This window comes from Micromonospora sp. NPDC049240 (assembly GCF_040647835.1).
Taxonomy (GTDB): Bacteria; Actinomycetota; Actinomycetes; order Mycobacteriales; family Micromonosporaceae; genus Micromonospora.
The window spans coordinates 104326-122550 of sequence record NZ_JBEZCX010000014.1 but is presented as its reverse complement, the minus strand read 5'-3'; the positions used below and the strand labels follow the sequence as shown (position 1 = coordinate 122550).

General features: G+C 72.0%; 19 protein-coding genes. 8 read left to right on the top strand and 11 right to left on the bottom strand.

The annotated features are described in order from the left end of the window. Positions 1-5: 5 nt before the first annotated feature. Positions 6-1088, top strand: coding sequence for a polyprenyl synthetase family protein (locus tag AB0B02_RS22225; protein WP_357303060.1), 1083 nt, complete (start codon positions 6-8; stop codon positions 1086-1088). A 142-nt stretch (positions 1089-1230) separates the two neighbouring features. Here the strand turns inward: AB0B02_RS22225 and AB0B02_RS22220 are convergent, their stop codons facing one another. Then, positions 1231-1611 carry an Rv2175c family DNA-binding protein gene (locus AB0B02_RS22220; protein WP_281936653.1) on the bottom strand — a complete coding sequence of 127 codons (381 nt, stop codon included), beginning with the start codon at positions 1609-1611 and terminating at the stop codon, positions 1231-1233. Positions 1612-1754: 143 nt separating this feature from the next. On the opposite strand from AB0B02_RS22220, the gene pknB reads away from it, so the two are divergent. Further along, entirely contained in the window at positions 1755-3740 is a 1986-nt protein-coding gene (gene pknB, locus AB0B02_RS22215) for a Stk1 family PASTA domain-containing Ser/Thr kinase (protein WP_357303057.1), read from the top strand. Next, on the top strand, positions 3737-4615 hold the full coding sequence (locus tag AB0B02_RS22210) for a deoxyribonuclease IV (protein ID WP_357303054.1): 879 nt from the start codon (positions 3737-3739) through the stop codon (positions 4613-4615). Before pknB ends, AB0B02_RS22210 begins: the two co-directional genes overlap by 4 nt. 144 nt (positions 4616-4759) lie before the next feature. Here the strand turns inward: AB0B02_RS22210 and AB0B02_RS22205 are convergent, their stop codons facing one another. The 3 genes from AB0B02_RS22205 to AB0B02_RS22195 form a co-directional block, all read right to left on the bottom strand. Further along, positions 4760-5779, bottom strand: a complete 1020-nt coding sequence (locus tag AB0B02_RS22205; protein WP_357303051.1) for a GntG family PLP-dependent aldolase — start codon at positions 5777-5779, stop codon at positions 4760-4762. A gap of 117 nt (positions 5780-5896) precedes the next feature. Then, positions 5897-7303: a class II 3-deoxy-7-phosphoheptulonate synthase gene (locus AB0B02_RS22200; protein WP_281936657.1), complete on the bottom strand. Its 1407-nt coding sequence runs from the start codon at positions 7301-7303 to the stop codon at positions 5897-5899. A gap of 91 nt (positions 7304-7394) precedes the next feature. Beyond that, on the bottom strand, positions 7395-7889 hold the full coding sequence (locus AB0B02_RS22195; RefSeq protein WP_357303047.1) for a hypothetical protein: 495 nt from the start codon (positions 7887-7889) through the stop codon (positions 7395-7397). Positions 7890-8109: 220 nt separating this feature from the next. On the opposite strand from AB0B02_RS22195, the gene AB0B02_RS22190 reads away from it, so the two are divergent. Beyond that, positions 8110-9087 carry a helix-turn-helix domain-containing protein gene (locus tag AB0B02_RS22190; RefSeq protein WP_357303044.1) on the top strand — a complete coding sequence of 326 codons (978 nt, stop codon included), beginning with the start codon at positions 8110-8112 and terminating at the stop codon, positions 9085-9087. A gap of 66 nt (positions 9088-9153) precedes the next feature. Here AB0B02_RS22190 and AB0B02_RS22185 read toward each other — a convergent pair whose 3' ends face one another. Next, positions 9154-10794 (bottom strand): glycosyl hydrolase family 18 protein, encoded by a 1641-nt coding sequence (locus tag AB0B02_RS22185; protein WP_357303041.1) that lies wholly within the window; start codon positions 10792-10794, stop codon positions 9154-9156. Positions 10795-10938: 144 nt separating this feature from the next. Between AB0B02_RS22185 and AB0B02_RS22180 the strand changes: the two genes are divergently transcribed. After that, positions 10939-11427 carry a glutathione peroxidase gene (locus AB0B02_RS22180; protein WP_357303038.1) on the top strand — a complete coding sequence of 163 codons (489 nt, stop codon included), beginning with the start codon at positions 10939-10941 and terminating at the stop codon, positions 11425-11427. 56 nt (positions 11428-11483) lie between these two features. On the opposite strand, the gene AB0B02_RS22175 is transcribed toward AB0B02_RS22180, so the two are convergent. Continuing rightward, positions 11484-12290: an SGNH/GDSL hydrolase family protein gene (locus tag AB0B02_RS22175; RefSeq protein ID WP_107159882.1), complete on the bottom strand. Its 807-nt coding sequence runs from the start codon at positions 12288-12290 to the stop codon at positions 11484-11486. A gap of 214 nt (positions 12291-12504) precedes the next feature. Here AB0B02_RS22175 and AB0B02_RS22170 point away from each other — a divergent pair, with 214 nt between their 5' ends. Next, complete coding sequence (locus AB0B02_RS22170) at positions 12505-13188, top strand: NADPH-dependent F420 reductase (protein WP_281936666.1); 684 nt, start codon at positions 12505-12507, stop codon at positions 13186-13188. A gap of 87 nt (positions 13189-13275) precedes the next feature. Here AB0B02_RS22170 and AB0B02_RS22165 read toward each other — a convergent pair whose 3' ends face one another. Both AB0B02_RS22165 and AB0B02_RS22160 read right to left on the bottom strand, forming a co-directional pair. Then, entirely contained in the window at positions 13276-13626 is a 351-nt protein-coding gene (locus AB0B02_RS22165) for a DUF2203 domain-containing protein (RefSeq protein ID WP_281936668.1), read from the bottom strand. A gap of 308 nt (positions 13627-13934) precedes the next feature. Further along, complete coding sequence (locus AB0B02_RS22160) at positions 13935-14408, bottom strand: helix-turn-helix domain-containing protein (protein ID WP_357303033.1); 474 nt, start codon at positions 14406-14408, stop codon at positions 13935-13937. 175 nt (positions 14409-14583) lie between these two features. Between AB0B02_RS22160 and AB0B02_RS22155 the strand changes: the two genes are divergently transcribed. Further along, the gene (locus tag AB0B02_RS22155; protein ID WP_281936671.1) at positions 14584-14778 is read left to right on the top strand and encodes a hypothetical protein; all 195 of its coding nucleotides are present in this window, start codon (positions 14584-14586) and stop codon (positions 14776-14778) included. A gap of 9 nt (positions 14779-14787) precedes the next feature. After that, positions 14788-15507 carry a 5-formyltetrahydrofolate cyclo-ligase gene (locus AB0B02_RS22150; protein ID WP_281936673.1) on the top strand — a complete coding sequence of 240 codons (720 nt, stop codon included), beginning with the start codon at positions 14788-14790 and terminating at the stop codon, positions 15505-15507. A 39-nt stretch (positions 15508-15546) separates the two neighbouring features. Here AB0B02_RS22150 and proC read toward each other — a convergent pair whose 3' ends face one another. The 3 genes from proC to AB0B02_RS22135 all read right to left on the bottom strand — a co-directional run bounded on the left by proC (position 15547) and on the right by AB0B02_RS22135 (position 18149). After that, positions 15547-16359, bottom strand: a complete 813-nt coding sequence (gene proC / locus AB0B02_RS22145) for a pyrroline-5-carboxylate reductase (protein WP_281936675.1) — start codon at positions 16357-16359, stop codon at positions 15547-15549. A gap of 78 nt (positions 16360-16437) precedes the next feature. Further along, entirely contained in the window at positions 16438-17466 is a 1029-nt protein-coding gene (locus tag AB0B02_RS22140) for a 6-phosphofructokinase (RefSeq protein ID WP_281938502.1), read from the bottom strand. A gap of 179 nt (positions 17467-17645) precedes the next feature. Then, positions 17646-18149: a pyridoxamine 5'-phosphate oxidase family protein gene (locus AB0B02_RS22135; protein ID WP_357303028.1), complete on the bottom strand. Its 504-nt coding sequence runs from the start codon at positions 18147-18149 to the stop codon at positions 17646-17648. Between the last annotated feature and the right edge of the window lie 76 nt (positions 18150-18225).

The following is an 18225-nucleotide window of genomic DNA, read 5'->3' as shown; positions in this document are numbered from 1 at the left end:
GTGGCGTGACCCACGCTGCTCCCGTCTCCCCCGTCGACCGTGCCGGCCTGCGCCAGCGGATCGACAAGGCGCTCACCGAGTTCCTCGCCGGCCAGCGCGCCTGGCTGACCACCGTCGACGACGGTCTGCTGCCGGTCGCCGAGGCGATCGAGGCATTTGTGCTGGGTGGCGGGAAGCGGCTGCGCCCGGCGTTCGGCTACTGGGGCTTCCGGGGGGCCGGCGGAGTCGACTCCGACCAGGTCGTCGCCACCCTGGCCGCGCTGGAGTTCGTCCAGGCCAGCGCGCTGATCCACGACGACCTGATGGACCGGTCGGACACCCGGCGGGGGGAGCCGGCGGTGCACCGGCGGTTCGCCGCCCGGCACCGCGCGGCGGGCTGGGGCGGCGACGCCGACTCCTTCGGTGACGCCGCCGCGATCCTGCTGGGTGACCTCTGCCTGGTCTGGTCCGACGAGTTGCTGCACTCCGCGGGCCTGCCCCCGGCGACGGTGGCGCGGGCCCGGCCGGTCTTCGACGAGATGCGCACCGAGGTGACCGTCGGGCAGTACCTGGACGTGCTGACCCAGGCCACCGGCGACACCTCGCTGGAGCGGGCCGGCAAGGTGGCCCGGTACAAGTCGGCGAAGTACACCGTCGAGCGTCCGCTGCTGCTGGGCGCCGCGCTGGCCAACGCCCCGGCCGAGGTGCACGCGGCCTATTCGGCGTACGGGTTGCCGCTGGGGGAGGCGTTCCAGCTCCGCGACGACGTGCTGGGGGTGTTCGGCGACCCGGAGCGCACCGGCAAGCCGGCCGGCGACGACCTGCGCGAGGGCAAGCGGACGTACCTGGTGGCGGCCGCGCTGGAGACGCTCGACCCGGCCGGCCGGGAGCTGCTGCTGGACGGGCTCGGCGAGCCGGGTCTGGACGCCGCCGGGGTGACCCGGCTCCGCGAGCTGATCACCACGAGCGGCGCGCTGGAGCGCACCGAGCGCCGGATCGCCACGCTGACCGAGAGCGCGCTGGCCGCGCTGACCGCCGTCGACCTGGACACCGAGGCCCGCCAGGCTCTGGTCGACCTGGCCATCGCCGCCACCCGCCGCGCCGACTGACCCGCCCGCCCCGTCCCTCACCCCCCACCCAAGATCCGCGCAGATTCACGGAAAGCGTGGCTGTCGAGCGCGAACTGGGCACGCTTTCCGTGAATCTGCGGGGCCGGTGGGTGGGGTGGGTGGACGAGGGCGTGGGGTGGGGTTAGAAGGCGACGGCCTGGGCTCGGCGCTTGACCTCGCGGGCCAGGTCGCCGGAGAGGGCGGCGGCGGGCGTGCCGGGGAGGGACGGGTCCTCCCGGTAGAGCCAGCGCAGCGCCTCCTCGTCGTCGTACCCGGCGTCGGCGAGCAGGTTGAGCACGCCGGGCAGGTGCTTGAGCACGATGTGGTTGGCCACCAGGTCGGCCGGGATCCGGCGGACGCCGTCGCGGCGTACCGCGAGCAGTTCCCGGTCCCGGATCATCTGGTGCACCTTGCTGATCGACAGGTCGAGGCGCTCGGCCACGTCCGGCAGCGCCAGCCAGCCGGCCGGGTCGGTCGGTCCGGGCAGGTCGGCACCGGTCTCGGCGGGTACGGAATCGGTCACCAGAACACCCTGCCACGTGCCCGTCGCACCCGACGCACGGCACCCCCGGACCGGCCCGTGGCGTGTGGCGGTCCACCCGCGTCGTACCCCGGCGGTAGCATCCTGTTCAACCTTCACCCTCCCGACACATAGACTGCCTGCCGATGGACACACAGGTCGCCGACACGTTGCTGGGCTCGCTGATCGACGGGCGCTACCGCATTCGCGGTCGCGTGGCTCGTGGCGGCATGGCGACCGTGTACACCGCCACCGACGAGCGCCTGGAGCGCACCGTGGCGGTCAAGATCATTCATCCCACCCAGGCGCCGCAGGCGCGGGCCCGGATGGCCGGCTTCGTCGAGCGTTTCACCGACGAGGCGAAGACCATCGCCCGGCTCACCCACCCGAACGTGGTCGCGGTCTACGACCAGGGCATCCACGCCGGCCTGCCGTACCTGGTCATGGAGTACGTCCGTGGCCGCACGCTGCGCGACGTGCTCGCCGAGCGGCGGCGGCTCCGCCCGGACGAGGCACTCGCCATCGCCGAGCAGATGCTCGCCGCGATCGCCGCCGCGCACCGGGCCGGTCTCGTGCACCGCGACGTCAAGCCGGAGAACGTCCTGGTCGCCGAGGCGCCCACCGGCGCCGGCGGCAACCTCGTCGACAGCGTGGTCAAGGTGGCGGACTTCGGGCTGGCGCGGGCCGTCGAGGCCAGCGCCGAGGAGGACAACGGCAACCAGCTCATGGCGACCGTGGCCTACGTGGCACCGGAGCTGGTCACCCAGGGGCACGCCGATCCGCGCACCGACGTCTACTCGGCCGGCATCGTGCTGTTCGAGATGCTCACCGGCCGGGTGCCCTACGACGGCGACCGTCCGGTGGAGGTCGCCTGGCAGCACGTCGACCGAGACGTGCCGGCGCCGTCGACCCTGGTCCCGGCGCTGCCGCCGGTCCTCGACGTGCTCGTCGCCCGGGCCACCCGACGGGACCCGGCGGCCCGCCCGGCCGACGCCGGCGCGCTGCTGACCGAGGTGCGGTCCGCCCGCGATGAGCTGGGCGACCCGCACGCGCACACCGCGGTGCTGCGCCAGCTCAGCGACGACACGGCCGTGTTGAGCCAGCCGACACAGGTGGTGGCCGCCGTCCGCCCGGCCGAGCGGCCGGCCTGGGCGCGGCTGCCGGAGGGGGGCGGCGCACAGCAGCCGCACCGGCGGCGCGCCGACGAGCCGGCGGGGCCGGGCGACCGGCTGGCCGCCCTGCGTACCCGGATCATGGGCTCGCCGCGCGGTCGGCTGGCGGTCGCCGCGGTGGTCGTGGTGCTCGGCCTGGTGGCCGCGGTCGGCGGCTGGTGGTTCGGGGTGGGCCGGTACACGGTCGCGCCGCAACTGGTGAGCCTGACGAAGGCCGAGGCGGAGGCGCAGGCCCAGCGCGGCGGCTTCACGCTGCGCTACGCCGACGCCCGCTACGACGAGAAGGTGCCCAAGGACACCGTGCTCGGGCAGGCGCCGGGCTCGGCCGCCCGGATCGTCAAGGGCGGCACCATCACGCTGACGCTGTCCCTGGGCCCGGAGCGACTGCCGGTGCCGGACGTGGTGGGCAAGGACTTCGAACTCGCCCAGACCGAGCTGACCGACGCGAAGCTGGCACCGGCCAAGGGCGCCTCCCGCTACGACGACGCGTTGCCGGCCGGGGTGGTGCTGGCCACCGACCCCAAGGTGGGCACCGTGGTCAAGCCCGGGTCGAAGGTGACGCTGATCCTCAGCAAGGGCCGCGCCCCGGTGACCGTGCCCAACCTGGTCGGCAAGAACATCAACGAGGCCCGGGGCATCCTCGGGAAGCTCGGGCTGACGGCGGAGGAGAACTACAAGGACTCCGACAAGCCGAAGGACGAGATCCTCGGCCAGAGTCCGGCCGACGGCACCGGCGTGGAGAAGGGCACGAAGGTCAAGCTGGAGATCAGCAAGGGCCCGCCCCAGGTGGCCGTCCCCCGCGTCATCGACATGCCCTGCCAGCAGGCCAAGCAGACGCTGGAGAGCCAGGGCTTCCCGGTCAACATCCAGCTCAACCCGAACGGCGTGGCCCGGCTGCAGAACCCGGCCGAGAACACGCCGGTGCCACCGGGCACCACGGTCACGGTGACCTGCCTGTGAGCCCGGCGGAGGCGACCGGCGGGCGTCGGCGGGTGGGCTCCCACACGCCCACCTCGGGTGGGCTGGCGCGGGCGGCGCTGCCGTACGCCGAGGCCACCGCGTCCGAGGTGGTGCAGGTCTACGTCTCCAACTCGCGGGGCTGGGCGCTGCCGGCGGGCGACCCGACGCAGGACGCGTTGTTCCGCGACGGCTGCGGCGAGCGTGGCCTGCCGGTGTTCATCCACGCCTCGCTGCTGGTCAACCTCGGCTCCCCCACCCCGGCGACGGTCAACCGGTCGGCCGAGACGCTGGCCCACGCGCTGCGCCGGGGGCGGGCCATCGGCGCCGAGGGCGTGGTGTTCCACGCCGGCAGCTCGGTCGACACCGGGCACGCGGAGGCGGCGCTGCGGCAGGTCCGGGAGTCGCTGCTCCCGCTGCTGGACGAGACCGCGGCCGTCGGCGGGCCGATGCTGCTGGTCGAGCCGAGCGCCGGGGGCGGCCGGTCGCTGGCCTCCCGGGTCGAGCACCTCGGCCCCTACCTGGACGCGGTGGACCGGCATCCGATGCTCGGGGTCTGCTTCGACACCTGTCACGCCTGGGCCGCCGGGCACGACCTGGCCGCCGAGGGCGGCATGACCGCCACGCTGGACACGCTGGTCGCCACCGTGGGCGCCGACCGGCTGCGGCTGGTGCACGCCAACGACTCGAAGGACCTGTGCGGCTCCACCCGGGACCGGCACGAGAACATCGGCAAGGGCAGCATCGGCGAGCCGGCGTTCGCCGAGCTGATGCGCCATCCGGCGACCGCCGGCGTGCCGGTGCTCGTGGAGACGCCCACGGAGAAGCACGTCGGCCACGCCGCCGACATCGCCACCCTCAGGCGCCTGCATCCCTGACCGGAACGAAACACACCCGCCCGGCCGGGGTCGACCGACCCAACGTTGATCAAGGAGTTCGCGTCCCGATCAGCGCCGGAACCGACCCGAACTCCTTGATCACCGAGGCGGCGCGGAGTGCCGGCCAGGCGCGCCTGACGACCGTCAGGCGCGCAGGACGGCGGTCAGGGTCTCGGCGGCGCGGTCAACCTGGGCGTCGGTGACGTCCAGGTGGGTGACCAGCCGGGCGGTCCGCGGGCCGAGCATCGAGATCAACAGACCCTCCGCCCGGGCGGCGGCCGCGAGGGCGTGCGCGTCGAGCGGATGCTTGGTGAGGTCCAGCGGCACGATGTTGGTCCGCACCCCGGCCGCGAGCACGCCGTGCGGGGCGACCGCCTCGGCCAGCCGGGCGGCCTTGGCGTGATCGTCGGCGAGCCGCTCGACGTGGTGCGCCAGCGCGTACCGGCCGGCGGCGGCGAGGACGCCGACCTGCCGCATGCCGCCGCCCATCCGCTTGCGCAGGAACCGGGCCCGGGCGATCTTCTCGGCGCTGCCCACCACCAGCGAGCCGACCGGCGCGCCCAGCCCCTTGGAGAGACACACCGACAGCGTGTCGAACAGCACGCCGTACTCGGCCAGCGGCACCCCGTCGGCCACGTGCGCGTGCCAGATCCGGGCGCCGTCGCAGTGCAGCGCCACCCCGTGCTCGTCGGCGACCTCGCGCATCCGCCGCAGCGTCGACAGCGGGATCACCCCGCCGCCGCCCCGGTTGTGGGTCTGCTCGACCGCGATCGCCCGGGTCGGCACCGCGAAGTAGCCGTCCGGCCGGATCATCCCTTCGACCACGTCGGGGTCCAGCTCCGCGCCGACCGCCGGCCAGGTCCGGGTGGAGATTCCGGCGTACGCGGCGGCGGCGCCGACCTCGTACGTGACCACGTGCGCGTCGGCGTCGCAGAGCAGCTCGTCACCGGGTGGGACGAGCAACTGGAGCGCGAGCTGGTTGGCCATCGAGCCGCTCGGGGCGAACAGCGCCGCCTCGTGCCCGAACCGGGCGGCAACCTCGGCCTCGAGCGCGGTGACGGTCGGGTCCTCGCCGTAGACGTCGTCGCCCACCTCGGCGCTGGCCATCGCCTCCCGCATCGCCGGCGTCGGCCGGGTCACGGTGTCCGTCCGAAGATCGATCACACTATCCACGGTATTCCCTCCGGCTGCCGACTGCGGGGCTCGCAAGCTCACTCCTCGCGTCAGCCACTGTCATTCCTTCGGCTGCCGACTGCGGGGCTCGCAAGCTCACTCCTCGCGTCAGCCACGGAGCATCTCCGCCACCAGGAACGCCAGCTCCAGCGACTGCTGGGTGTTCAGGCGCGGGTCGCAGGCGGTCTCGTACCGGTCGGGCAGGTCGAGGTCCTCGATGCCCTGGGCGCCGCCCAGGCACTCGGTGACGTCCTCACCGGTCAGCTCGACGTGCAGGCCGCCCGGGTGGGTCTCCAGACCGCGGTGCACCTCGAAGTAGCCGAGCACCTCGTCGACGATCCGGTCGAAGTGCCGGGTCTTGTAGCCGTTGGAGGACTCGTGCGTGTTGCCGTGCATCGGGTCGCACTGCCAGACCACCTTGGCGCCGGTCGCGGTGACCTTGGCGACGATCGGCGGCAGGGCGTCCCGGACCCGGTGGTTGCCCATCCGGCTGATCAGCGTGAGCCGGCCGGGGACATTGTCCGGGTTGAGCTTCTCGCACAGCTCGATCGCCTCGTCCGGCGTGGTGGTGGGGCCGAGCTTGACGCCGATCGGGTTGGCGATCCGGGAGATGAAGTCGATGTGCGCCCCGTCGATCTGCCGGGTCCGCTCGCCGATCCAGAGGAAGTGCCCGGACAGGCCGTACGCCCGGCGGTCGGAGATCCGGGTGAGGGCCCGGTCGTACTCCAGCGCGAGCGCCTCGTGGGAGCAGTAGAGCGTGACCGTGCGCAGGGCCTCCTCGTCGGTCATCCCGCAGGCCCGGATGAAGGCGATGGCGCGGTCGATCTCCCGGGCGATCGCCTCGTAGCGCTCACCGGCCGGGGACTGCCGGACGAAGTCCTTGTTCCAGTCGTGCACCGCGTGCAGGTCGGCCAGCCCTCCGGCCAGGTAGGCCCGCATCATGTTCATCGCGGCGGCCGAGTTCGCGTACGCCCGGATCATGCGCTGCGGGTCGGCGACCCGCGCCTCCGGCGTGGCCTCCAGCGAGTTGATCATGTCGCCGCGGTAGGCGGGCAGGCCGCGCGCGTCGGTGGGCAGCGACCGGGGCTTGGTGTACTGCCCGGCGACCCGGGCCACCTTGATCACCGGCAACGACGCGCCGTAGGTGAGCACGATCGCCATCTGGAGCAGGGTGCGGGCGTTGGCCAGCAGGTGGCTCTCGGTGTTGTCGGCGAACGTCTCCGCGCAGTCGCCGCCCTGGAGCAGGAACGCCTTGCCCTCGCAGACCAGGGCCAGTCGCCGCCGCAGCTGGTCGACCTCGTAGGGCGCGACCACGGACGGCACCGTGTCGAGCACGGTGCAGACCTCGGCGACCTGCGCGGGATCGTTCCACGGCGGGGTCTGCGCGCGCGGCAACTCCCGCCAGCGGTCGAGGCCGAGGGCCACGTCCTCGGCGGAGTCGGCGGTCGGGCGGCTGGTCTGCAGACCGGTGCTGCCCACGGCGGGGTGACTCAGCTGATGCCACTCATGGCGCATGAAGGGAAGCGTACGGCGACCGCCCGGGACGCTCCACCCCGAGGGGGACGGTTCCGGTGCGTGGGAGATCCACGCCAGCCGGCGCCTCGGGTCAGGGCGTGCCGGCCGGCTGGGCGGATTTGCCGCCCTGGGCCTCGCCGGCGATGCACCAGTCCGCGCCGGTGCGGGTGACCGTGAACAGCAGCGCACGGGTGGCCGTCTCGGATCCGGCGGCGACCGTGATCGAGGCGCTCACCTCCTGGCCACGCGGCCCGGTCCGGACGTCGGTGATGGTGGCCTGCGGGACCGTGAAATGGTCGGCGAAGTCGCCGTTGGGGCCGGTGGCGGCCGTGTCGAAGGCGGCCTGAAGCGGGGCGCAGAGCTGGCTGCGGCCGGCGGCGACGTCGCGGGCGGCCAGCGCGTCGAGGTACGCCTGCACCCGCTCCCGGCTCTTGGTGGCCGCCTCCTGCGCCGGCGCCTGCTGGGTCGCGGACGCGGAGCCCTCGGCGCTCCCGGCGCTCTTGTCGCCGCCGCAGGCGGTCAGCGCGACCGGCAGGAGCGCGAGCACGACGGCGACGGTCACCATCCTCCGGTGCTGCTGACCCATCGATCCTCCCATCGGCGCCGGGGGCACCGTGACGTGCCCGGCCGGCGAGTGTGTCACACCGACCCGCGCCGGGTCGTCGGCCTCCCCCATCCTCGCCTCGATCGCCCCGTTCGGCCAGGCGGCGCGCCTGCCGGCGGCGGCCCGGCCGGACGGTCACTAGTCTCGGGTGGCGCGGCGGCCCCCGGACCGCGCTTCCCGGAGGTGACGAACCATCCTCACCGTGACATCCGTCGACACCGCGTGGCTGCCCCCGGCCGAACGGTTCGACTTCTGGCAGGACCTCGTCGCGCGGCAGTCGACGACGGCCACGATCCGGAGCGCGTACACGGACGACTTCACCGCCTCGGCCCGCGTGCTCGATCTCGGCACGCTCCGCCTCGGCGTGTGGCGTTACCCGCCCCTGGAACTCATCCGCTCCGCGCGCATGATCGACAGCGGCGATCCGGAGTTGTACCACCTCGCCCTGCCGCTGTCCGGGCGCGGGGTGGTGACCCAGCAGCGCCGCGAGGCGCCGCTCGACCCGTCGGCGTTCACTCTCGTCGACACCGTCCGACCACACGGCTCCCGGTTGCGGGCGGACGGCGCGACGCCGTCGGCGGCGGTGGAGACGTTGACCGTCCTGGTGCCGCACCGGGCGTTGCCGGTGGCCCCGCACCGGCTGGCGGAGCTGTTCGCCGCCGGGATCCCGGCGCGCACCGGGATGGGCGCGCTGCTCGCCGCGTTCCTGCGGCGGATCGTCGCGCACCCGGAGCAGTACGCGACGGCCGACGTCCCGCACCTCGACCGGATCGCGCTGGACCTGATCGCCGGCGCCCTGGCCGGGCGGCTGGACGTCACGCGGGAGCTGCCGGTCGACACCCGGGTCACCGGGCTCCGGGTGCGGGTGGCGGCGTTCGTCCGGCGGCACCTGACCGATCCGGGGCTCTCCCCGGCCGCCGTCGCGGCGGCGCACCACCTGTCGTTGCGGTCGCTGCACCGGCTCTTCGAGGGCACCGGTACGACGGTCGGTGGCCTGATCCGCGCCGGCCGGCTGGAGCGGGCGGCCCGGGACCTGGCCGACCCGGCGCTGCGGCGGTTGACCGTCGCGCAGATCGGCGCCCGGTGCGGGTTCACGCACCCGGCGCACTTCAGCCGCGCGTTCCGGAGCGCCTACGGGTGGTCCCCGGGCGAGCACCGGCAACGGGCCGCCCGGGGTTGACCACGCGGGCGGGGAGGGGCTGGTGCGGCCCCTCCCCGCCGGGTGGGTGGTGCGTCGGCCCTCGGCTCAGCCGAGACCGCCCTTGATGGCGCCGATCAGCTCACCGTTGCTGGTGTCTCCGGAGAGCTCCCAGAAGAAGGCGCCACCGAGGCCCTGGGTGTTGGCGTAGCTCATCTTCCCGCCGATGGTGGCCGGGGTGTCGTAGCTCCACCAGTTGCTGCCGCACTTGGCGTACGCCGTGCCGCCGACCGTGGCCGTGGCCGGGCAGGTGTTCTTGAGGACCTTGTAGTCCTCGATGCCGGCCTCGTAGGTGCCCGGGGCCGCGCCGGTGGCGGTGCCGCCGGGTGCGGTCTGGGTCACGCCGGTCCAGCCGCGTCCGTAGAAGCCGATGCCGAGCAGCAGCTTGTTGGCCGGCACGCCCTTGGTCTTGAGCTTCTGGATCGCCGCGTCGGACCAGAAGCCCTGCTGCGGGATGCCGCTGTAGGAGTAGAGCGGGGAGTGCGGGGCGGTCGGCCCCTGCGCGTTGAACGCGCCGAAGTAGTCGTACGTCATCGGCATCAGCCAGTTGAGGTTGGTCGCCGCGCCGGCGTAGTCGGTCGCGTCGATCTTGCCGCCGTTGCTGCCGTCGGCGGTGATCGCCGCGGTGACCAGGAAGCTGGAGCCGAACTTGCTCCGCAGCGCCGAGACCACGTTCTTGAACGCGTTCGGGCCGCTGGCGTCGCACTGGAGGCCGCAGGCGTTCGGGTACTCCCAGTCGACGTCGATGCCGTCGAAGACGTCCGCCCAGCGCGGGTCCTTGACCAGCGAGTAGCAGGAGTCGGCGAACGCGGCCGGGTTCTGCGCGGCCTGGGTGAAGCCGGCCGACCAGGTCCAGCCGCCGAAGGACCAGAGCACCTTCAGGTTCGGGTACATCTTCTTCAGCTTGCGGAGCTGGTTGAAGCTGCCGCGCAGCGGCTGGTCCCAGGTGTCGGCCACGCCGTCGACGCTGTCCGCCGCGGTGTACGCCTTGTCGTAGTCGGCGTAGCTGTCCCCGATGCTGCACCGTCCGCCGGTGGTGTTGCCGAAGGCGTACAGGATGTGGGTCAGCTTGGCGGCGGAGCCGCTGGTGTGGATGTTCTTGACGTGGTAGTTGCGGCCGTAGACGCCCCACTCGGCGAAGTAGCCGACCACCTTCTTGCCACCGGTCGGCGGCGTGGTGGTGGGGGGCGGCGTGGTCGGCGGCGCCGTGGTGGGCGGCGCCGTCGTCGTCGGCGGCTTGGTGGTCGGCGCGGTGGTGGTCGGCGGGGCGGTCGTCGGGGTGCCGCCACCGGCGCAGGAGCCGCCGTTGACGGTGCAGTTCAGCGGCCCCTTGTACGCCCCGGTGCCGTTATAGCCCCAGTTGAAGCTGGCTCCGGGCGCGAGCGACCCGGCCCAGCTCTTGTTGACCGCGACGTAGTGGTCGCCGGTGCGGGTCACGTCGGCGTCCCAGGAGCTGCTGATCGAGGTGCCGGAGGGCAGGTCGAACTCGATGCGCCAGCCGTTCACGCTGGCGCCGGTGCCGTTGGTGACGGTCACCCGCCCCTCGTGACCGGTCCCCCAGTCCTGCACCTTGGTGAACGTGGCGGTGACGCTGCCGGCAGCCGACGCGGTGGTCATGGGCACCGCGGCGACCGCGAGCGCGACCACGGCGCCGGTGGCCCAGAGGGCCCGGCGGAGCGATCTCTTCATACGGCGTCTCCCCAAACAGTTAGGAAACTTTCCAAATTGATTGCTGAGACGCTACTCACGCCGTCATCAGTTCGTCAAGATGCAGATGCGTCGATTTCACGGGTGGCGCGGGGCGAGACCGACGACGGCCCGTAGCCTCGTCGCATGACCGTTTTCGACGTGCAGATCGACGCCCTCACCGGCGGCCCGGCCGACCTCGACCGCTACCGCGGCCGCGCCCTGCTGGTGGTCAACGTGGCCTCCCGCTGCGGCCTCACCCCGCAGTACGCGGGACTCCAGGCGCTCGCCGACGCGTACGCGCAGCGCGGGCTCACCGTGCTCGGGGTGCCGTGCAACCAGTTCGCCGGCCAGGAGCCGGGCGGCGCGGCGGAGATCGAGGAGTTCTGCCAGGTGAACTACGGCGTGACCTTCCCGCTCACGGAGAAGGCCGACGTCAACGGCGCGGACCGGCACCCGCTCTACGCCGAGCTGGTGGGCACGCCGGACGCCGAGGGGCACACCGGCGACGTGCGCTGGAACTTCGAGAAGTTCCTGGTCGCGCCGGACGGCGCGGTGGTCGCCCGGTTCGCCCCCCAGGTCACGCCCGACGACCCCGAGCTGCGGGCGGCGATCGAGAAGGTGCTGCCGGCCTGAGCGCACGCCGCAGCGGCGTACCTCCCGCCGGAGGCACGCCGCTCGCGGTGCGCGGGTCAGCCGGCCGCGGACCGGAAGACCGGGTAGTAGCCGCCGGACTGCCCGGCGGCCGTCGGGTGGTACGAGATGGTCAGGTTCAGCACGTTCAACGCGTGCAGCCACTTGGTGCCGTAGCTGCACAGCTGGTGCCCGACGAAGATGGACCGGACGTCGGCGAACGTGAAGCCGGCGGAGGTGGCGGCCGTGCGGGTGATGTCGTCGAGCAGGTTGATGCCCTCGTTGATCTTCGCCCGGGAGGTGGCGGTGAGCCCGACGCAGACGGTGCCGAGCTGGTAGAAGACCGGGTAGCCGACCACCACGACACGCGCCGAGGGGGCCCGGCTCTTGATGCCGTTGTAGACGTTGGCGAGCCGGCCGGGCATCTGGGTGCGGGCCACGTTCATGGCCGCGTTCACGGCCGACACGCACTGCGTCTCACCCTGGAGCACGCAGGTGCTCATGATGTTGGCGAAGCCGACGTCGTTGCCGCCGATCGTGACGCTGACCAGTGTGGTGGTCGAGGAGAGCGCGGAGAGCTGGCCGTTGATCACGTCCGCCGTGGTGGCGCCGGAGCAGGCGACCGAGCGGTACGAGGCCGGCCGGATGTTGGCGTTGTAGAGCGCCGGGTAGGCGTTGGTGCTGCGTAGGCAGTTGCCGCTCTCCGAGGTGTAGCTGTCGGCGCCGACGCCGGAGGCGTACGAGTCGCCGAGCGCGACGTACCGGTCGGACGGGGACGCTTGGGCGGGCGCGGCGGCCAGGGACAGCGAGACCCCGATCGAGGCGGCCAGGGACAGGGCGAGGGTGGCAAGACGGGATCTCCGCACGTCGCACTCCTGGGGGTGGGAAGTGGTGGTGAGAGATTGATATCAATGAGATCACTAAACAGGGAAGATCATCGATTCGCTGTCCCTGCCCATAGAGACTTGTCGTTACAAATCGTTGCCGATCCGAGAAAGCAACCTGAAGGTTTCCGCCGGACGAACAACCTACCTTCGCGGTCGGGAATGTGGTGGGGCCTCGACCGGGTTGGCACCGGACATGACAACTGTGGGACTGATCGGCAGCGGTAACATCGGCGGCACCGTGGCCCGGCTCGCGGTGGACGCGGGCCACCAGGTGGTGCTCAGCAACTCGCGGGGCCCGGAGACGCTCCAGGACCTGGTGACCGAGCTGGGCCCCCGGGCCCGGGCGGCCACCCCCGAGGAGGCGGCGACCGCCGGCGACCTGGTGGTCGTCACGATCCCGCTGCGGGCCTACCGCCAGGTGCCGGCCGCACCGCTCGCCGGCAAGATCGTGATCGACACGAACAACTACTACCCGGAACGCGACGGCAGCGTCCCCGAGCTGGACGACGAGTCGACCACCACCAGCGAGCTGCTCCAGCGGCACCTGCCGGAGTCACGTGTGGTCAAGGGCTTCAACAACATCTACTTCGAGCACCTGCGGACGCTGGGCCGCCCGGCCGGCGCGGCCGACCGGACCGCCCTGCCGATCGCCGGCGACGACGAGGCCGCCAAGGCCACCGTCACCGCGTTTCTCGACTCGCTGGGCTACGACGCCGTCGACGTCGGGCCGCTCGCCGAGGGCTGGCGGTTCCAGCGGGACACCACCGCGTACGCCGGTCTCTACGCCACCGACGGCGACTGGGAGCGGCCGGCGCCGGCCGGCGCGCAGCGGTTGCGCGCCGCACTCGCCGCCGCCCGCCGCTACGCCGACGGCTGACGCACGTCCGTCCGGCGGCCGGTCACACCCGGCCGCCGGGCGGCGCCGGGCCCGCCGGTGACCGGTTCAGACCGGGCGGCGGCCGGTTCAGACCGGGCGGCGGCCGGCGAAGCCGCACTCCACCCGGTGGTACCAGCGGACGTCGGTGTCCCCCTCCAGCCAGCACCAGAGCACCGCGCGGCCGTCGCGCTCACCCGGGAAGTCGAGCAGCACCGGCGCGATGCCCTTGACCTCGATGTCGTGTTGGTGGAACTCGTCCACCACGGCGTGCAGCCGGGCCTCGATGGCCTTCACCTCGGCGAGCCCGCCGAGCGTGCTGGCGCCGTGGTCGGCCAGGTCGACCCGCAGCTCGGCGAGGTCGGCCCGCAACCTGATCAGCTCGTCGACGCGGGGACGCAGGGTGGCCACCAGGTGTCGCGCCTGGGCGAGAGTGAACACCGGGTCAGTATGCGGCACACATTCTGCCTCTCGTAGCCGTGTCGACGTGGCCGACGCCAGCAGGGCAGGATGCCTAACCCAATCATCAGAACCGTGCATGATAATCGGGCGGCGGCAAACCGCGGACGTTCCAACGACCGGAGGCTAGTCGGGGGGAGACCCGATGCGCGAACCGGATTGCCCGACATCCGGCCAGGCCGCTCAGAACGTCGTCCACACTGAGCTTCGGCGCAGCGCAGCAGGGTGTCGGCGAGGACGCTGGGCACAAGGACGCAGGCGTCCAGCACGGCAACGATCATCAGTGATCGTCACTCGTCCGGCTGGTTGTCCGACGGCTGGCGGCCACGCCTGATCGCCTCGTCGTAGACGCCCATGTCGATAGCGTCCGCCGTCAACTCGTCCAGAGCCTCGCGGCGCGCTCTCGACCGGCGCTCCTTGTAGGCCAGCACGTCGTGCAACGCGACCCGGCGGCTGGAGTTGGGACGGGTGTAGGGCAGAACGCCATCGTTCATCAGCTTGACCACCGTCGGGCGGGTCACGCCGAGAATCGCGGCGGCCTCTCCGGTCGACAGCTCGACGTTCTCCGCCATCACCCGCACCGGCCGCCCTCTACCGAGGATCGACACGACTTCGGCGAGGGCCTCGCCCACCACGGGTGGCACGTCGATCGGTTCTCCGCCGTCGACGATCAGTTGCAGCCGCCGCCCCCGGAGTGATCGCGAGGCAAAGCGCCCCAGTTCGTCACCGTCGGGCGCCGACCCGCCTGCCGGTACCACCGTCACAAGATCCTCCGTGGATCGATCTCGTCACCACGATAGCCGCCAAAACGAAAAAAGCGATAGGCTCAGCCGACGGGCTCGGTCGGCAGGTGGATGCGCTCGGCCGGCACCCCGGCGGCGAGCAGCCGCAGCCGCGCCCCGGCCACCATCGCATGCCATTGTCCTCGGCAATCTCGCGTTGGCTCGCCTTAGGCAGCGCGACCTTGACGGCGCGACCGAGACGCTGCACCAGGCAATCGACGCCGTCGAGGAAAGTCGCGGAGGTGGCGCGGTCAACGTCCTGTTCGCCGCAGGCCGAGAGCTGCGACCATGGCGGGGCCGGCGGGACGTCGAAGAGATCATGGACCGGACGCTCGCCCTGATGGCGTCCTGAGGAGAGCGCATGAACATTGAGCAGGAGAAACGCGAGGTGCGCGAGGCCGTCTGGTCACGACTGGAACAGGCTGGTCAGGCACTTCCCCCCGGCGCTGAGGGACGCATCCCCAACTTCGTCGGAGCCCAACTGGCCGCCGAGCGGCTTGCGCAACATGAGGTGTGGCGTCGTGCCAACGTCATCAAGTCCAACCCGGACACGGCTCAACTGCCGGTGAGGCTACGAGCGCTTGCCGATGGCAAGCTCCTCTACATGGCGGTGCCGAAGATCGCCGACATCCGTCCCTTCTATCTGCTCGATCCCGCCAACCTGAACGCAGCTCCCGCCGACGTCACGACTGGCAGCGGCGCGGCGGACCACGCGCCGAAGGTCAGCATCAGCGAGATGCGGCCGGTGGACCTGGTGGTGTGTGGCAGCGTCGCGGTCAACCGTGACGGCGTGCGGATAGGGAAGGGCGCGGGCTATTCGGACATCGAGGTCGCCCTGCTCATCGAGGCTGGCTTGGTCGGTCCATCCACCATCGTCGCAACGACGGTCCACGCCTTGCAGATCGTCGACGGGCCGCTCCCCGAGTCGTCGCACGACGTCGGCCTCGACCTGATCATCACCCCGGATGAGGTGATCGAGTGCCGGCGACGGCCACGCCCGACCGGCATCTACTGGGATAACCTCAGCGCCCGGAAGATCGACGCCATCCCGATTCTCAAAGCATCATCGACGGGCGGCTGATCGACTGAATCACAGATCGGAGGCGGCTCTCACGCGGTCTCAGTCGACCTGGGCGGCGAGTTCGCGGGCGCGGTCGCGGGCCGCCTCCAGCGCCGCCAACATGGCCGCGCGTACGCCGTGGTTCTCCAGCTCCCGGATCGCGGAGATGGTGGTGCCGGCCGGCGAGGTGACCGCCTCGCGCAGCTTCACCGGGTGTTCGCCGGAGTCGCGCAGCATCATCGCGGAGCCGATCGCGGTCTGCACGATCAGCTCGTGCGCCACCTGACGCGGCAACCCGAGCAGGATGCCGGCGTCGATCATGGCCTCGACGAGCAGGTAGAAGTAGGCGGGGCCGGAGCCGGAGAGCGCGGTCACCGCGTCCTGCTGCGACTCGGGCACCCGGATGGTGGCGCCGAGCGGGGAGAACATCTCCTCGGCCAGCGCCAGGTGCGCCGCGGTGGCGTGCGCGCCGGGCGAGATCGCGCTCATCGCCTGGTCGACAAGCGCCGGGGTGTTGGTCATCACCCGGACCACCGGGGTGCCCTCGGGCAGCCGCCGGTTGAAGAAGCCGGTGGGCAGGCCGGCGCAGAGCGAGATGACCAGCTTGCCGGCGGGGACCTTCGGGCCGATCTCGTCGAGCAGGGCGGCGGCGTCCTGCGGCTTGACCGAGACGGCCAGCACATCGGCCTCGTCCACGGCGGTCGGGTTGTCCACCACCCGCACGCCGTAGCGCTCGGTCAGCTCCTGCGCGCGGGCCGGTCGGCGCGCGGTGGCGAGCAGCCGGTCCACCGGCCAGCCGGAGCGCAGCAGCCCGGAGAGCATCAACTCGCCGATCTTGCCCGCGCCGATCACCGCGACCGTGTTCCCGCCCACTGCGCCTCCTCGTCAGACGACTGTTAGAAGGGGCCCCTGCTATGCACCAGGCGTTAACAAGGGGCCCCTCCTTGCACCTCAGCTGCCGAAGAAGACCTCGGCCTCCTCGTAGCGCTCCAGCGGGACGGTCTTCAGCTCGCGGGTGGCCTCGGCCAGCGGGACGCGGACGATGTCCGTGCTCTGCATCGCGACCATCTTGCCCCAGTCGCCCTCGTGCACCGCGTCGATGGCCTGGAGGCCGAGCCGGGTGGCGAGCACCCGGTCGAACGCGGTCGGGGTGCCGCCGCGCTGGATGTGGCCGAGCACCACGGTGCGGGCCTCCTTGCCGGTCTTCGCCTCCAACTGCTCGGCGAGCCACTGGCCGATGCCGCCGAGGCGGACGTGGCCGAAGGAGTCGAGCTCCTGGTTGTGCAGCACCATCTGGCCGTCCAGCGGCTGGGCGCCCTCGGCGACCACGACGATCGGGGCGTACTGGTGCTGGAAGCGCTTCTCGACGTAGCCGGCGACCTGCTCGACGTCGAACTGCCGCTCCGGCAGCAGGATCACGTTGGCGCCACCGGCGAGGCCGGCGTGCAGGGCGATCCAGCCGGCGTGCCGGCCCATCACCTCGACGACGAGCGTGCGGTGGTGGCTCTCCGCGGTGGTGTGCAGCCGGTCGATCGCCTCCATGGCGATGTTGACCGCGGTGTCGAAGCCGAACGTGTAGTCGGTGGCACCCAGGTCGTTGTCGATCGTCTTCGGCACGCCGACCACGTTGACGCCCAGCTCGTGGAGCTTGGTGGCGACGCCGAGGGTGTCCTCGCCGCCGATCGCGACCAGCGCGTCCACGCCCTGCGCGGCCAGGTTCTCCTTGATCCGCTCCACGCCGTTCTCAATCTTGAACGGGTTGGTGCGGGACGAGCCGAGGATGGTGCCGCCGCGCGGCAGGATGCCGCGCACCTCCGCGATGCCCAGCGGCTTGGTCAGCCCCTCGAGCGGGCCCTTCCAGCCGTCCCGGAAGCCCACGAACTCGTGACCGTAGGTGGCGACGCCCTTGCGGACCACCGCCCGAATCACCGCGTTGAGACCAGGGCAGTCGCCGCCGCCGGTGAGCACGCCGATACGCATGATCTGCTCATCCTCCTGAAGCATCAGGTGAAGCCCGGATTAAGCCCCAGGATATGTGTCGGATCAGACCATCGGCGCCATTGCCGGCCCGGGGCGGGCCGTCACTGCGAACTGTAGTCGGCGCACGTGTACGCCGGCACCGAGCCCCGGCCCGTCCCGCCCGCCGGACCGGCTACCGGTCAGTAGCCGACCTCGTGGTTCTCCCCCGCCTTCGGCGGCTTCCCGGTCACCGCCGCCTTGGCGAAACCGAGCAGGTTGACCACCGTGCTGCTCGGCGAGTCCCAGTACTCCGCCGAGCCGGCGTGCACCTTGATCAGGGTGATCCCCGGCGTCTGGAGGCCGTCCGGGAACCACGCCTTGAGCAGCGGGTTCCACAGGTCCTTCGCGCGGTCGGCGTCCCACTCCTCGGTGGCGGTGCCGGCCACCGACACCCAGGCGTTGTGCTTCTGGTCGGAAAAGCCGACATTGACCTGCGGGTTCACCCGGATCTGCCGGATCTTGGCGGAGTCGGCGTACGCGAAGAACCACAGGTCGCCGTCGAAGTCGGCCTCCTGGAGGCCCATCGGCCGGCTGACCAGTCGCCCGTCGACGGCGCTGGTGGTGAGCAGGCAGATCCGGGCGTCCCGGATCAGCTCGGTGACCTTGCGCCGGGCGTCCGCGGCGCTGGTCGGTTCGTTGCTCATGGGGCACTCCTGTCTCGGATCGGCGTGATGCCGCCTCCGGTGCCCCGGGCAGAACGGGTCAAACCTGCCGTGCCGA